The organism is Amycolatopsis sp. NPDC043889 (genome assembly GCF_056435645.1).
This window is the reverse complement of sequence record NZ_JBWKEC010000014.1, coordinates 115,961-130,184: the sequence shown is the minus strand read 5'-3', so window position 1 is coordinate 130,184 and position 14,224 is coordinate 115,961. Positions and strand designations below refer to the sequence as shown.

Genomic DNA, 14,224 nt, shown 5'->3' with positions numbered 1-14,224 from the left:
CCCCCTCAGTCGACCAAGGCTTGGTACACCAGGTTCCTCAATTCGACGCGGATCGGATAGGTCGACGACGGCAGCAACTGGGTGAAGAACAGGACCGTGATGTCTTCGTCCGGATCGACCCAGAACGCGGTGCTCGCCGCGCCGCCCCAGGCGAATTCCCCGGCGCTGGCCAGGGTCTTGGCCTTCACCGGGTCGTCGAGCACGGAAAAGCCCAGGCCGAAGCCGAAACCGTCGTACGGCGCCTCGGAGAACCCGGTTCGCCCGCAAGTCTCCAGGTCCACGCCGCCAGGCAGGTGGTTGGTCGCCATGAGCCGCACCGTGCGCGGGCCGAGCAGCCGGACGCCGTCGAGTTCGCCGCCGCGCACCAGCATCTGCGCGAAACGGTGGAAATCACCCGCCGTGGAGACCAGCCCTCCGCCACCCGAGAAGCACGAAGGCGCGACGCGGCCGACGTTGCCCAGCTCGTCGTGACGGAACGGCTCCTTGGTGGCGGGATGCGGCACGTAGAGCGCGGCCAGCCGGTCGAGATCGCCGGCGGCGGCCTGGAACCCCGTCTCGTGCATGCCGAGCGGAATAAAGATCCGTTCGGCGAAGAAGACGTCGAGTGACTGCCCGGAGACGACCTCGATCAGCCTGCCGAGGATGTCCGTCGCGACCGAATAGTTCCATTCCGAACCCGGCTGGAACAGCAGCGGCAACCGCGCGATCGCTTCGGAAACGCCCGCCAGATCGAGCCCGGGCGCGGTGCCGAGGTCGAACCCAGCCTCGCGGTAGAGCGCGTCGACCGGATGCGTGCGGTGGAAACCGTAGGTCAGCCCCGCGGTGTGGGTGAGCAGATGCCAGAGGCGGATCGGTTCGGCGGCGGGCACGGTCGCCTGCTTCACCGACGAGCCCCCGGCGAAGACCCGCGGTTCCGAGAACTCCGGCAGCCAGCGCGAGATCGGGTCCTTGAGGTCGATGAGCCCCGCTTCGACGAGCATCATCGCGGCGACGGAGGTGACCGGCTTCGTCATCGAGTAGACGCGCCAGATCGTGTCGGTCTCGATCGGAAGCCCGGCCTCGATGTCGCGCTGCCCGTTCGACGCGAGATGCGCGACCTTCCCGTTCCTGGTCACCACGGCCAGATACCCGGGGAGCCGCTTTCGCTCCAGATACCCGTCGAAGTGCTTGTCGATCCGGCGCAGCCGCTCCGCGTCGAAACCCACCTCGGCCGGGTCGACGTCCACCTTCAGCTCGATCATGCGACCGAGGCTACGCGTTCCGCTCGGCCTGTTTCTCCAGTCGCCACGCCTCGTCGGTCTTCCCGATCCGCCAGTATCCGGAGATCGACAGCAGGTCGCGACGCATGCCCCGGTCGTCCAGCAGATGACGCCGCAGGTCCCGGACGAACCCGGCCTCGCCGTGGACGAACGCCTGCACGACACCTTCACGCCAGTCGAGCGCGCGGACGGCGGCCGCGAGATCGTCACCCCGGCTCCGGTGCAGCCAGGTGATCCGCGCGTCGCCCTTGGTGGTCAGCGACTGCTCTTCGGCGGCGTCCTCCACGAGGATGAACGCGTGCACGGGAACACCGGCCGGCATCGCCTCGAGCGAAGCGGCGATCGCCGGCAGGGCACTCTCGTCCCCGGCGAGCAGATGCCAGTCGGCCTCCTCGCCCGGCGCGTACGCCCCGCCAGGTCCGGAAATGAGCAGCTCGTCGCCGGGTTTCGCGGCGGCGGCCCACGGCCCTGCGACCCCCTCGTCACCATGGTGGACGAAGTCGAGCACCAGCTCGCCGAGGTTCGCGTCGAAAGCGCGGACGGTGTACGAACGCATCCGCGGCCACTGCTCGCGCGGCAGCTCTTCGCGGACGCGGGCCAGGTCGAACGGTTCGGGATAGGTGACGCCAGGCACCCGGAAGTGCACCTTGACGTAGGCGTCGGTGAATTCGTTGGGCTGGAAGGAGGCGATCTCTTCGCCCCCGGCGACGATCCGGACCATATGCGGGGTGATCCGCTCGGTGCGCAGCACCCGCAGCCGGGTCGCCGACACCGCTCTCCGCGCCTCGGCCATGCACACTTCCTTTCCAGGGTTAGGTGAACCTAACCGAGCGTACGCCTTTCGCCGTCGGGCCGGGCGAGGTCTCCCATCATCCGATCAAAGCCTCGCCGACGTCGTACACCCGGTGGGTCACCCGGGCACCGGCCCGATCCTCCTCGACGGTGTACTCACCGCGATACCACCAGCCACCCTGCCGGGCGAGGAAATACGCTCGGCATCCGTCTCGAAGCCGGGGTTGCAGGGCCGCGCCCGCAGCGTCCCCGCGAGCCGAGTGAAGACCTCGGCGACCTCACGAAACCCTCGCGGCCGGATCGCTCACCCGGGTGTTCTGGAACGACGCGACGCGCCAGCCATCGGGCTCCTCCACGAGCACGTACGTCAGCGTCGACTCGCGGCCAGGTTCCGGCCTGTCGTCCGACAGCGACGACCCGCCGCCGGACACGACGATCGCGACGTCCGGCCGGATGAACCGCACCTTGGGCTCGCGGCCGCCCGCCACCAGCTTCGATCCCTTGAGCGACCCCTCGAACAGGGACCGGTGCGCGCTTTCGATCATCGCGCGGCCAGGCATGTTCGTCCCGAAAAAGGTCACGTAATCGGCGTCTTCGGTGAAGAGCGACGCGTACGCGGCCGCGTCGCCGTCGTTCCACGCGTCGGCGAGCTTGCCCAGTATGGCCAGGACTTCGGCCCGTCGTTCAGTCATGACTTCCTCCAGTTGGACGAACGGCGTTCGTTTAACGAACACCGTTCTACAAGCGAACAGTGTTCGCGTCAAGTAGAGTTCCCGCGAACCCCGGATCAGGAGGCGAACGAAGTGAGCAGGCCCCGGCGTCGCGCCGAGAAACCCGTGCTGTCCCAGGAGCTCGTGGTGAAGACGGCACTGGATCTCCTCGCCGCCGAGGGGCTGGAGGCGGTGAGCATGCGGCGCGTGGCCCAGGCGCTGGAGACCGGTCCGGCGTCGCTCTACGCCCACGTGGCGAACAAGGAAGAGCTCCACGAGCTGATGGTCGACCACGTCCTCGCCTTCGGCCCGTTCCCGGAACCCGATCCGCGGCGATGGGTCGAACAGGCGAAAGACCTGCTGCGCGACAACGTGCGCGCGCTGACGTCGGTCCCGGGGATCGCCAAGATCGCGTGGGCCATCCCCGTCCCGGTCGGTGCGAACGCCCTGCAGCAGGCCGAAGCGATGCTCGCGGTGCTGCGCGCGGGCGGCCTCGACCTCAAGCGGGCCTTGTTCGCCGCCGACGCGTTATGGCTCTACGCCAAGGCTTTCGCCTACGAAGGCGCCGGCTGGCAACACGGCGACATCGACCTGGCCGACCAGGAGGAACGCGGCAAGCGGATGGTCGAATACATGACATCGTTCCCGCCCGGCGCTTTTCCGAACCTACTGGCTTCGGGTGAATACTTCACCGCGGAGACCGCGCAGGAACGGTTCGAGTTCGCCATCGACCTCTTCTTGCGCGGCTTGGCCTCCGCCGCCTCATGATCTGATGTGGCGAAGTGTTGCGAAAGCCACTTTCGCAACACCTCTTGGGACGGCGTGCCCAGGTGAGCGTCGGTCGGGCCGGCCGTGCGCGGGCGGCGGTTTCGCGTGTCTGGATGGACGACACACGTGATCGACCGGACGACTCGCGGCGGAGCCTCGGCCCCGGGGCGTGTCGTCCATCCAGTCACGCGTGTCGTCCGCCGGATCACGCGCGGCGGTCGGGCGAGCTCAGAGCAGCGCGACCGCGGCCGCGTACTGCGGCACCAGATGCGCCCCCAGCGAAGCCTTCATCTCCGACATCTTCTTCCCGAACACCACCTGCGACCGCCCGGTTTCCACCGCCCATCGCACCGTTTCGCCGTAGAAGTGGAAGTACAGATTTGGTCGCCCGCCGAGTTCCGGCGGCAGCGCCGCCCAGTGGCGGGCGATCGGCAACGCCGGGTGGTCGAGAAGGGTCGCGACGGCGATCGCCCGGCCCGTTGCCGTCTCACGGTATTCGATGACGTGCACGTCCGGCTGTCGCAGGAGGGCACCCACGTAGCCCACGAACGCCGGGAGCGGCACGATCGGCACGTCGTGGTGTTTGGATTCGTTGTGCCTCAGCAGTTCCGCGATCTCGACCGGATCGGCCTCGGCACCCGGCCGCACGCGCACCTCGATCGACGGGTCGGCATCGAAGGTCCGGAAGATCTTGCGCAGGTTCTGTTTGCGTTTCCTGGCCAGCGAGTTCATCCAGTCGTCCCGGCTCGAGAACGGCGCGACGTCGAGGACCGCGACGTCCTCGGTCCGCCGCACCATCTTCAGCCCGCCGCGGACACTGTCCACTCCGGACTCACCGACCTGGCGCACCAGCAGCGCGCGCAGGCCGAAACCGAGTTCCGCGCGCATGGCCGGGACGAACGAGTCCAGCAGCATGCCGACGCCGCCGTCCCCGTCCGCGCCGTCGAACCACCAGCCCGGCATCGCCCCCGAGCCGGGGGACCGCACGTCGAGCCCGCCGAACCGGCCGCGTCCCATCGGCCGGGCGAACCGGTGCCGCCGGGTGAGCCCGGTGACCCAAGCGGAGCTGACCACGCCACGCGGTTCCCCGTCTTCGAGCAGGACCGTGACCGGCTGCTCGGTGCGCGCCGCCCACGCCTGGGTGGTGAGCACCTCCCAGCTCCAGTCCGCGCGCAGACCGGCCTTGGCCCGCAACGGTTTCCAGTAGGCGGGCTCCGGATCACGGCGCGGGTCCAGCACTTCGATCACCAGCGCGTCACCGGCCTCGGCACGATGACCCCGAGCAGCGGGACCGGCTGGAAACCGAGCGTCGCCTTGAGATCGGTCAGGCCCCGCCCCATCGACAGGGACTTCCGGTTGCCTTCGATCATGTAGCGCACGTTCCGCACGACAGCCTCGAAGTAGAGGTGCTTCGGCCGCCCCTCCTCGGGGGCCAGCGCCGCCCAATGCTGGTGCAGCGGCGCGACGGGATGGTCGAGCACGTTGGTGAACGCGAGCAGCCTGCCCTCGCCGTCGTGATAGGTCGAGGTGATCACGTCCGGCCGTCGCACGAGTTCGCCGAGGTATTCGGCGGTGACCGGACCGCGCCGGTCGAACTTCACCGGTCCCATCCGCGCACGGTGCTCCCGCAGCATGGTGGCCAGCTCCAGCGCGTCGAGGTCGGTGCGGGCGGCCTCGGTGCGGACGATCACGTCCGGGTCGGCGGCGATCTTCTTCGACTGGCCGCGCAGGCTCAGCCGCCTGCTCCGGCGCAGGGACGCCAGCCATCCGTCGACGTCGACGAACCGGTTCTCCAACACCGACGTCGGCATCGTATCGCGCACGGGCCTGCCCCGGCCGGTCAGCATGTCGAGCGATTCAGGCTCGACGGTCCGGTAAAGCACGCCGAGGCACCCGGGCCCGGTGAAGCGGCAGACCGCGCGCTCGAACCGGCGCGTGATCTCCCGCCGGTCGGCCGCGTCGACGCCGTCCGCGAACAGCCACGGCGGGTATCCGGAAAGCCACGCGTGCTGTACCTCGACCCAGCGCGGCCCGAGCCGCGCCACACCGCGCACGGCGCCGGGACGGTCCGGGGAGACCGGGGCGCACAGCATCGCCAGTACCGCGGCGACGATCTCACCCCCGTCCCTGATCACGGTGAGCACGTTCGGGCTGCGGGAAAAACGCGACTCCACCCGCAGCAATCCGTAGTCCCACGGGACCGGGGCCTGCTGCGCGGCGAGGAATCCCGCCCAGTCCTCGGGTTCCGGATCGGTCCGCGGGTCGAGCACCCGCACTTCCCAGGTCATCGGCCCAGCACCGGTCTCGGCACGGCGACCGACACCAGGGACCTGGTGCCGAAGCCGAGCGGGGTCTTGTTCTCCAGCATCGCCCGGCCGGCGGTCAGTTCGGGGCGCCGGTGCGTGATCATGTGCTCCACTCCCCTGGCGTAGAAGTCGACATAGAGCCCTTTCCGCCCGCCGCCCGCGCTCGGCAGCGCGGCCCACTGGTGCAGCGCGCCACCGTCGTCGGCGTCGAACACCGTGCCGAAGCCCAGCAGCCGCCCGGATCCGTCGCGGTAGGTACGGGTGATGACGTCCGGACGGTGGACGAGCGCCTCCAGATAGGACGGTGCGATCGGGCTGCGGGTGTCCATGTGCAGTCCGCCGAACCGCGACCGCTGTCCCCCGGCCCAGGCCCGGTCGTCCTGCCTGGACCGATGGGCGTTGAGCATCACGGCGAGTTCGTGGCAGTCCAGGTCCCGGCGGGCGGGCGCAGCCTCGGTGCGCAGGTCCCCGTCTTCACGCAGTTCGTGCAGTGTCTTGCGGATCCCGTCGTCGAGCGACCGTTCCCATTCGTCCACAGTGGAGTACTCGTTGGTCAGCACGGCGGCCGGGTCGATCTCACGCGACATCCGGCCGCGGCCGTCCAGCGCCGGGAGGAGTTCCGGATTCATCGCGCGGTAGATCACGCCCAGCAGTCCCGGACCGAGGTGGGCGCACAGTGCCCGTTCGAACCGGCGGACCACTTCCCGCCGCTCGGTCTCGTCCAGTCGCTCGTCGAGCACCCCGGCGGGATACCCGCTGAGCTGCCAGAGGTAGGCCTCCGCCCAGCGAGGGCGGAACCGCCCACCCAGGACGGACAGCGGCGCGAACTCACCCGCTCGCCAGCTCCGGCACACCATCACGGTGAACGCGCCGACGATCGTCCCGTTCCGGCGGAGCACCGCGAGTACCGCGGGGTTCTTCGCCATCCAGGCTTCCCTGCGCAGGACCTCGTACTCCCACACCGGCCACAACCGCGCCCGCCGCAGGAACCCGCTCCAGCCTTCGGGTTCGGTCGCGCTTCGCGGATCGAGCACCTCGACCTCGAACACGGCGCTCCGTGCCGCCACCTTCATCGTCCCCATCACGTGAGCACGACCGGTGTCCCGTGTCGCGGGCACGGCGCGATCTCACCACGGACGCCGCCCGCCGGGAGCACGTCCACGAACCGCGGGGAATCCTGCCGCAGCAGGGTGAACGCGAGACCGCCCGTCGTCGGGCGCGCGTAGACGCGAGGCCAGTCCAGGTGCCATCGGCCGCATTCCTCGATCGCGCCCAGGTAGCCCAGCGCCGGATCGTGGAGCACTCCGTACGGGCCGGAGTCCATTGTGTCCAGTTCTCGTCGCGGTACGGATTCGACCCGGTACGCACGGTCTTCGGGCAGCGCCGCCGCGAAGACGGAGAGCTGCTTGTCGTCACCGATCGCGAGCACGCGACGACCGCGGCGGAGCTCGGCCGACAGTTCCGCCAGCACACTCGGCGCCGGCACATCGGGATCCACCACACAGCAACGAACTCCGCGCGGCAGGTCCACCGGCGCCCGCACCTCGTCCCCGCCGAGCACGACGACCAGCGCGTCCCCGGTCACCGAACGTGCCTTGCGCAGCACGGGACCCAGCCCACGGCTCGGCTCGATCCGTTGTGTGCCACCGGCGAGCGGTACCAGGTCGACGATCTTGCGCACCGCCTCGGCCAGCGGCGCCGCGCCGGAATCCGTCCCGGTGCGACCCGGCACCAGCACGGGATCCGTTCTGCCGTCGAGTGCCCAGCGCTCCCGGTAGAACGGCACCGTCGCGAAGGCCGACCGCACGGACCGCCGGTAGGCAGCCCGCCAGGCAGCATTCACCCCCACAGTCCACATGGCGCGCAAGCCTGCGTCATCGACGCCGGTTTGGGAATACCCCGCGCCGGGTTCATCCGGTTTTCGGCCGACTTCCCACCTTTTCGACTGAGCTGAAAGGACGAACTTGCGGATTCCGCTGGCGAGAACAAAGCGAGTCTGCCTATAACACGAGAACTTTCGAGCCGGCACGACCTGCCGGACGCCTGGGGCCAAGGGGACTCATGAACCGTGAAAACACAACGCGTGACGCTACGAACACGATAGCGCACTCACCGCAGGGATACGACAGATGAGCTGGCCGGCCCCCGGCCCCGCGGAAAGCGGACTCACCGTAGTCGTCCCGTGCTTCAACGAAGTCGACAACGTCGAGCCCTCCTATCAGGAGATCGTCGCCGAGTTGGGAGATCTCCCACTCGAACTGCTCTATGTGGACGATGGGAGTACCGACGGGACGCTGGACGTCATCCGGGCACTCGCGCACACCGACCCCCGGGTGCGGTACGTGTCCTTCACCAGGAACTTCGGCTTCGAGGCGGCCTTTTCCGCCGGTTATCGGTACGCGGGGAAACCGTGGCTCCTGCACATCGACGCCGACCAGCAGTTCCCAGCCTCCGAAGCGGGGAAATTGATCACCGCCGCCGAGGCGGGCAACGACGCCGTTTTCGGTGTTCGCACCAATAGGCAAGATCCCTTACCAAGACGCTGGGGTACCGCCGCCTTCCATTTCCTCGGCCGCCGCGTGCTGGGCATCGAGATCCCGCCCGGCGCGACGGCGTTCCGCCTGGTGCGCACGGAGCTCGCGCGCAAGATCGTCGATCTCCGGCTGGGCACCCCGTACTTCCTCGCCACCGTGCCGAGACTGACCAGCCGCTACACCACCGTCCAGGTGGCACACCGGGCCCGCGAACGCGGCGAGTCCAAAGTGGGCTTCGGCTTCCTTTCCTCGCACGCCATCGAGTTGTTCGTCGGCTTCACCCGGCGGCTGACGACGGTTGCTTCGACCACGGCGGTGCTGACCGCCGGGATCTCGGTGCTCGCCGGGATCGCGGCCGCCACCGGGCTGCTCGGGCTGACCGCCGCGTCGACGCTGACGTTCGTCCTGTTCTCCGTGCTGCTCACGGTGCTCGCGCTGACCGTCCGCTACCTGGTCGTGGTCGGCGCGGGACAGCCGCGGCCACGGCAGTTCTACATCAGGGAAGCCAACTTCCCGGTCGACGAGGACGACCGGCTCTACGCCTCGGCCATGGCCGAGATCCATCCTGGGGAAAGGCAAGCGGGAGTGAAGAAAACCGAAGACACGGCGGCCGCACGGAGCCTGGTGATCCTGGGCGGCGCCGACGGTTCGGTCAGCACGTACCACCGGGCGCGGGAACTCGGTTTCCGGACCATCTGCGTGGACGTCCGCGCGAGCGCGCCCGCCGTGGCGCTGGCCGACGAGTTCGTCCAGGTCAGCGTCCGCGCGCCGGAGCAGATCGCGGCGGCACTCGACGGACGGGACGACATCGCCGGAGTGCTCTGTCCGGCCAGTGACGTCGGGCTGCCCGCGCTCGCCTGGCTCACCCGGCACTGGGGCCTGCCGGACCCGCTGCCCGAGGCCGCCGTCGCCGCTTCGGTCGACAAGTCCGTCTTCCGCGAACTCTGTGACAGGCTGCGCCTGCCGACCTACCGGAGTGTCGGCGGGAAACCGGGCCCGGATCTCGCGCTCGCCGCGCAGCAGCTGCGGTTTCCCACGCTGGTGAAACCGGTCGACTCCTCCGGCAGCCGCGGTGTCATCTCGTGCGCGAGCCCCGGCGGCCTGACCACCGCGTTCTCCGACTCGCTCGCGTTCTCGCCGTCCGGGAAGCTGGTCGTCGAGGAACACCTCGACGGCTCGCACTACACGATCGAAGCGCTCGTGGTCGACGGCCGGATCGTGTTCCACGCCGTCACCCGCCGCACGCTGACCCCGCCGCCGTTCTTCGTGACGGCGTCCCACCTGTTGCCCGCCGGGCTGCCGCCGGTGGTCGACCGCGCGCTGCCGGTGACGCTGGCCGCGTTGTGCGCCGAACTCGGTTACCGCACCGGGCCGCTGACGCTCGACGCGGTACTGGGCCGTGACGGGAAGTTCTACCTGATCGAGATGGGCGCCCGGATGGGCGGGAACGGCCTGGCCGAGGCGATCGAGCACAGCACCGGCGTCGACCTGATCGCCGCGGGGATCGCCGCCGCGACCGGCGGTGAGGTCGTGCTCTCGCCGCGCGACCCGCGACCGACGCTCATCCACATCCTCGCCTCCGACCGCGGTGGCCGGATCGTGCGCATCGAAGGCATCGACGAGGTCCGCGCCATGCCCGCGGTGCACAACCTGGAACTGTTCGCGGAGCAGGACTCCTACGTCAAACCGTACGAGCAGGCGGGCTACAAGATGGGGTACGCCGTGCTTTCCGCGCCGACCGTGCCCGAGGTGCTCGCGGCGGAGGACGAGTTGCGTGGCACGCTGAAGTTCCTGCTCGACGAGCGGGGAATGGCGGTACCGCTCCCTTGACCGGAACCTCGCTCACCGGTGCCGGCACCGCGTCGATCGCGGCGCCGAAGCCGTCGATGGTGCTCCGGCTGCTCGCCGGGCGTGGCGTCTTCCGGCTGGCGATCCAGGCGATGGGCCTGGTGCTGGTCACCGCGTGGGGTGCGCACGACTACGGCCGGTTCGCCACCGCGCTCGGGCTGATGACCTGGCTCAACTTCGTGCCGTCCGCGGCGGAGAAGTCTGCGTTGAAATGCCTGCCCCGGCTGCGGATTACGCGGGACGCGGTCGCGGCGCTGGCCGTCCGCGTCGCCGTCGTCCCGGTTCTGGTGGTCCTGGCGGCGATGGCGGTCGCGCTGATCGTCGCACCGGACTCGGACGCCGCGCTGTACCTGACGGCCGCGGGCTGGTCGATCTCCGGCGGCCTCCTGATGACGGTCTCCGGCCTGCACCGCTTCACCGGTAGGTCCACTTTGGACGCTCTGGCGTTCACCGCGGGCGCGCTGGTGGTCGGCGCCGTGACGGTGGGCACCTGGTTCGTCCGCTGGCCGCCGTTGACCCACCTCGGCCTGCTGCTCGCCGGGATCCTGCTCATCCTCGGTTTCTCCGCGGCGCTGCTGCCGAGGAAGTGGCTGCGCGTCCAACGGATCGAGGGACACCGGCTCCTGCCCGCGTTCGGCCGGACCACCGTGCTGCTCGGGATGACCGAGGTGCTGGACGTCCTCGCGACGTCGACGGTGTTCGGGGTGCTGGCACTGGCGGGCCGGACCGTCGACAGTGGACCGTTCTACGTCGCCTTGCTGGCCGGCAGCGCGTTCTGCTCGCTGCTGTTCTATCAGCTTCGGGTGCACCAGCCGTCGATTTCGGCGCGGCTGCGCGGAAGCGGGGCGGCGGCGGGCAGGGCTCGCGCGGTCGCACTGCTGAAGCTGGTCGAACGGGGCTCGCTCGCGTTCCTCGTCCTGGTGGGCTTCGCCTTCGTGATCCCGGTGGCCCGCGCGGTGCTGACCGCTGAAGAAACCGTCGGCGCGTACGTGGTCCTCGGTGTCTTCGTCCTGGTCGAGACGGTGTTGTTCGCTGTCCAGCTCTACGCGGGCTTCCTGATCGAGAACACCAACAGCAAGGTCCTCACGCTCACCGCGTCGGCGTCGATCGCCGGTCTGCTCACCACGCCGCCGGCCGCCGCCGCGCTCGTGCCGGCGATGGGGCCGGTCGGCGGGTTCGCCGCACTCGTCTTCGCGATCGGCGCGCGGGCGATCGTCCTCCGGCGGCTGCTGCGCCGCCGCCATCCCGAACTCTGAACGTCGCACTGGAGAAGGAAATGTACGTACTGGGAATCAGCAGGGTCCACGACTCGGCGGCCGCGCTCGTGCGCGACGGCGAGATCATCGCATTCGCCGAAGAAGAACGCTTCACCCGGAAGAAGCACGACGGGGACTTCCCCGCGGAGGCGATCAAGTTCTGCCTGGAGCGCGGCGGGATCACCCTCGCCGACGTCGACCACGTCGCCTACTACTGGCAGCGCTGGCGCGAAGGCATCCACGCGGCGAAGGTGTTCGCGAAGTACTTCCCGGCGACGCTGGAGGTGTTCCGCAACCAGAACGGTGACGAGGGCGGCTCCTCGGCGGGAATGGTGGAGACGTTCAAGACCGGTGGCGGCAAGGGCGTCGACGACTACCACGTCGGCGGCGCGGTGCTCGCGCATATCAAGCGGTCCTTCACCCTCGAACGCGACGTGAAGGAGGCCGTGGGCTGGACCGGCCCGGCGAAGTTCAAGACGCATCTGGTCGACCACCACAAGGCGCACGCCGCCAGCGGATACTTCATCTCGCCGTGGGAAGACTCGGCGGTGCTCACCTTCGACGGTATCGGCAGCGACGGCACCGCGACCTACCTGGGGCACGGCAAGGGAAACCGGATCATCGACATCCGGCGGATCAAGTTCCCGCACTCGCTCGGCGCGATGTACGCCGGCGTCACCGGTTACCTCGGCTTCTACCCCACCCGTGACGAAGGCAAGATCATGGGGCTGGCGCCGCTCGGCAACGACACCTACGTCGACGCGTTCAAACAGCTGATCCACCTCGACGACGACGGCGGCTACGAGCTCGATCTGAGCTTCTTCGGCCACCACCGCACCGGCAAGCACGTGATGTCGAAGAAGTTCACCGACCTGTTCGGCCCGGCACGGCCCAAGACCAGGGTCACCGCGGAGAACCCGGTGCCGCAGCACTACTGCGACGTCGCCTACGCGTTGCAGGTCACCCTGGAGGAAGCCGGATTGCACATCGCGCGCTGGCTGCAGCGGGAAACCGGGTCGCGCCGGCTGTGCGTCGCGGGCGGTGTCGCGCTGAACAGCGTGATGAACGGGCGGATCCTGCTGGAGACCCCGTTCGAGGACTTCTTCGCTCAGCCCGCGGCCGCAGACGACGGCTGTGCGCTCGGCTCGGCGCTGGAGGTGTCGGTCGGCAAGTACGGCAAGCCGCGTCCTCGCGACGGCTACACCTACACCGGGCCCGACTACACCGAGGCGGAGATGGAACTGGCACTGCAGGACGCCGGGGTCCGCTACACCAAGGTCGACGACATCGCCGCGCACACGGCGAAGAAGATCTCCGAGGGCAAGATCATCGGCTGGGTGCAGGGCCGGATGGAATGCGGGCCGCGTGCGCTCGGCAACCGCTCGCTGGTGGCCGACCCGCGCGACCCCGATTCGAAGACGCGGATGAACGAGAAGGTCAAGCACCGCGAGGCCTTCCGGCCGTTCGCGCCGTCGTGCCTGGCGGAACGCGCGGGCGACTGGTTCGTCAGCGACTACCCGTCGCCGGTCATGCTGCTGGTGTTCGACGTCCTGCCGGACAAACGCGACGAGGTCCCGGCCATCACCCACGTCGACGGGACGGCCCGCGTGCAGACGGTGACCGAATCGGACAACCCGCTGTACTACCGGATGATCAGCGAGTTCGAGAAGATCACCGGGGTGCCGATGGTGGTCAACACCTCGTTCAACGACAACAACGAACCGATCGTCGCCAGCCCGGCCGACGCGGTGGCCTGCTACCTCAAGACCGACGTCGACGCGCTCGCCCTCGGGCCGTTCTGGGCAGAGAAGGACGACCTGTGACCGCGACACTGCCCGACACCGACGGCTGGATTCCCGCGCTCTACCGGCGGCGGAAATGGCTGTGGCTGGTACCCGCCGTCCCGGCCGTGGTGACCACGCTGCTGATCATGGTGATCCTGCCGCCGGACCAGACGCTGGACAACCTCGTCGACTGGGCGTTCAAGCTGTGCCCGTTCGTGTTCGCGGTCGCCACGGTGGCGCTCTTCCCGCGCACCAAATGGGGTCCGGCGCTGATCGTGCTCGCGGTGTTCGTCTATATGTCCTATTTGGACACCGAGCTGATCATGCGGATCCAGGCGTTCGCCAGGAACGCCGCCACCGACGAGGACGCCTTCCAGCCGGTGTACCAGTTCGAACTGTTCATCGTGACGTTCATCGTCCTGTTCGGGCTGATGGCGTACCGGCTCGGCGGCGGCCGGACGGCGAACGTGCTCAAGACCGGGATCGCGGCGATCCTCGTGGTGATCTCGGGCGCGAACGACCTGACGTTCTGGGCGCTCAACGACGTCTGGGCGGCCGGGACGAAACCGACCGAGCTGAAGTGGGCGTCGCACATGATCGTGTTCCTCGGCGGACCGCCGAGCGTTCCGGTCGCGGTGATGTTCATGCTGGTGCACCTGGTGCTGGCGGCGATCGTGGTAGCACTGCCGGTGGGCCGATGGGTGGACCGGGCACTGGGGCTCACGTGAGTCGGCGCGTGTCGGGCTCTGTTGACGGGTAAGGCAAACGTGGCGTGCCGGAGTTGGCGACAGGAGCAGGCCTCGCCAAAGAGACCCGACACGTTCTCGTCTGTCCATAAAGGACACTTTTCGCGGTGAAAGTGCCGATCTAGGCGATTTGCACGGCTTCACAAGGGGGTCGTTAGTGATAAAGAGGATCAGAACACCACTTACCACTCACGACCCTTGTCGAAACCGCACATCTAGTC

Annotated in this window: 12 protein-coding genes and 1 pseudogene; 6 read left to right on the top strand and 7 right to left on the bottom strand. The window is 68.8% G+C overall.

Annotation, left to right across the window (positions count from 1 at the left end; genetic code table 11):
- Positions 1–5 precede the first annotated feature (5 nt).
- The 3 genes from AC0685_RS24795 to AC0685_RS24785 all read right to left on the bottom strand — a co-directional run bounded on the left by AC0685_RS24795 (position 6) and on the right by AC0685_RS24785 (position 2,743).
- A complete protein-coding gene (locus AC0685_RS24795) occupies positions 6–1,241 on the bottom strand; it encodes a serine hydrolase domain-containing protein (RefSeq protein ID WP_478227703.1) in 1,236 nt (411 codons plus the stop codon).
- Positions 1,242–1,251: 10 nt separating this feature from the next.
- Complete coding sequence (locus AC0685_RS24790) at positions 1,252–2,052, bottom strand: siderophore-interacting protein (protein WP_478227702.1); 801 nt, start codon at positions 2,050–2,052, stop codon at positions 1,252–1,254.
- 277 nt (positions 2,053–2,329) lie between these two features.
- Positions 2,330–2,743 (bottom strand): SgcJ/EcaC family oxidoreductase, encoded by a 414-nt coding sequence (locus tag AC0685_RS24785; protein ID WP_478227701.1) that lies wholly within the window; start codon positions 2,741–2,743, stop codon positions 2,330–2,332.
- A 111-nt stretch (positions 2,744–2,854) separates the two neighbouring features.
- Between AC0685_RS24785 and AC0685_RS24780 the strand changes: the two genes are divergently transcribed.
- Complete coding sequence (locus tag AC0685_RS24780; RefSeq protein ID WP_340685454.1) at positions 2,855–3,529, top strand: TetR/AcrR family transcriptional regulator; 675 nt, start codon at positions 2,855–2,857, stop codon at positions 3,527–3,529.
- 228 nt (positions 3,530–3,757) lie between these two features.
- On the opposite strand, the gene AC0685_RS24775 is transcribed toward AC0685_RS24780, so the two are convergent.
- From AC0685_RS24775 to AC0685_RS24760, 4 genes are read right to left on the bottom strand one after another with little or no spacing between them, the layout of a single operon-like run.
- Entirely contained in the window at positions 3,758–4,780 is a 1,023-nt protein-coding gene (locus tag AC0685_RS24775; protein ID WP_478227765.1) for a GNAT family N-acetyltransferase, read from the bottom strand.
- Positions 4,774–5,817 (bottom strand): GNAT family N-acetyltransferase, encoded by a 1,044-nt coding sequence (locus AC0685_RS24770; protein ID WP_478227700.1) that lies wholly within the window; start codon positions 5,815–5,817, stop codon positions 4,774–4,776. The genes AC0685_RS24775 and AC0685_RS24770 overlap by 7 nt, the downstream gene beginning before the upstream one ends.
- The gene (locus AC0685_RS24765; protein ID WP_478227699.1) at positions 5,814–6,917 is read right to left on the bottom strand and encodes a hypothetical protein; all 1,104 of its coding nucleotides are present in this window, start codon (positions 6,915–6,917) and stop codon (positions 5,814–5,816) included. The genes AC0685_RS24770 and AC0685_RS24765 overlap by 4 nt, the downstream gene beginning before the upstream one ends.
- Complete coding sequence (locus AC0685_RS24760) at positions 6,917–7,642, bottom strand: hypothetical protein (protein ID WP_478227698.1); 726 nt, start codon at positions 7,640–7,642, stop codon at positions 6,917–6,919. Before AC0685_RS24760 ends, AC0685_RS24765 begins: the two co-directional genes overlap by 1 nt.
- 322 nt (positions 7,643–7,964) lie before the next feature.
- Here AC0685_RS24760 and AC0685_RS24755 point away from each other — a divergent pair.
- The 5 genes and pseudogenes from AC0685_RS24755 to AC0685_RS24735 all read left to right on the top strand — a co-directional run.
- Positions 7,965–8,915, top strand: a pseudogene (locus AC0685_RS24755) (glycosyltransferase family 2 protein); the annotation flags it as partial.
- Between the two features lie 3 nt (positions 8,916–8,918).
- The gene (locus tag AC0685_RS24750) at positions 8,919–10,199 is read left to right on the top strand and encodes an ATP-grasp domain-containing protein (RefSeq protein ID WP_478227764.1); all 1,281 of its coding nucleotides are present in this window, start codon (positions 8,919–8,921) and stop codon (positions 10,197–10,199) included.
- Positions 10,196–11,473, top strand: a complete 1,278-nt coding sequence (locus tag AC0685_RS24745; protein WP_478227697.1) for a hypothetical protein — start codon at positions 10,196–10,198, stop codon at positions 11,471–11,473. Before AC0685_RS24750 ends, AC0685_RS24745 begins: the two co-directional genes overlap by 4 nt.
- 20 nt (positions 11,474–11,493) lie before the next feature.
- Positions 11,494–13,296, top strand: a complete 1,803-nt coding sequence (locus AC0685_RS24740) for a carbamoyltransferase family protein (protein ID WP_478227696.1) — start codon at positions 11,494–11,496, stop codon at positions 13,294–13,296.
- A complete protein-coding gene (locus tag AC0685_RS24735; RefSeq protein WP_478227695.1) occupies positions 13,293–13,985 on the top strand; it encodes a hypothetical protein in 693 nt (230 codons plus the stop codon). Before AC0685_RS24740 ends, AC0685_RS24735 begins: the two co-directional genes overlap by 4 nt.
- The last annotated feature ends 239 nt before the right edge of the window (positions 13,986–14,224 follow it).

Bases quoted from the DNA above. Each gene is read 5' to 3' on its own strand.
- AC0685_RS24765 (WP_478227699.1), bottom strand. From the start codon at position 6,917: ATGGGGACGATGAAGGTGGCGGCACGGAGCGCCGTGTTCGAGGTCGAG.
- AC0685_RS24750 (WP_478227764.1), top strand. From the start codon at position 8,919: ATGGCCGAGATCCATCCTGGGGAAAGGCAAGCGGGAGTGAAGAAAACC.
- AC0685_RS24790 (WP_478227702.1), bottom strand. From the start codon at position 2,052: ATGGCCGAGGCGCGGAGAGCGGTGTCGGCGACCCGGCTGCGGGTGCTG.
- AC0685_RS24770 (WP_478227700.1), bottom strand. From the start codon at position 5,817: ATGACCTGGGAAGTGCGGGTGCTCGACCCGCGGACCGATCCGGAACCC.
- AC0685_RS24740 (WP_478227696.1), top strand. From the start codon at position 11,494: ATGTACGTACTGGGAATCAGCAGGGTCCACGACTCGGCGGCCGCGCTC.
- AC0685_RS24785 (WP_478227701.1), bottom strand. From the start codon at position 2,743: ATGACTGAACGACGGGCCGAAGTCCTGGCCATACTGGGCAAGCTCGCC.
- AC0685_RS24795 (WP_478227703.1), bottom strand. From the start codon at position 1,241: ATGATCGAGCTGAAGGTGGACGTCGACCCGGCCGAGGTGGGTTTCGAC.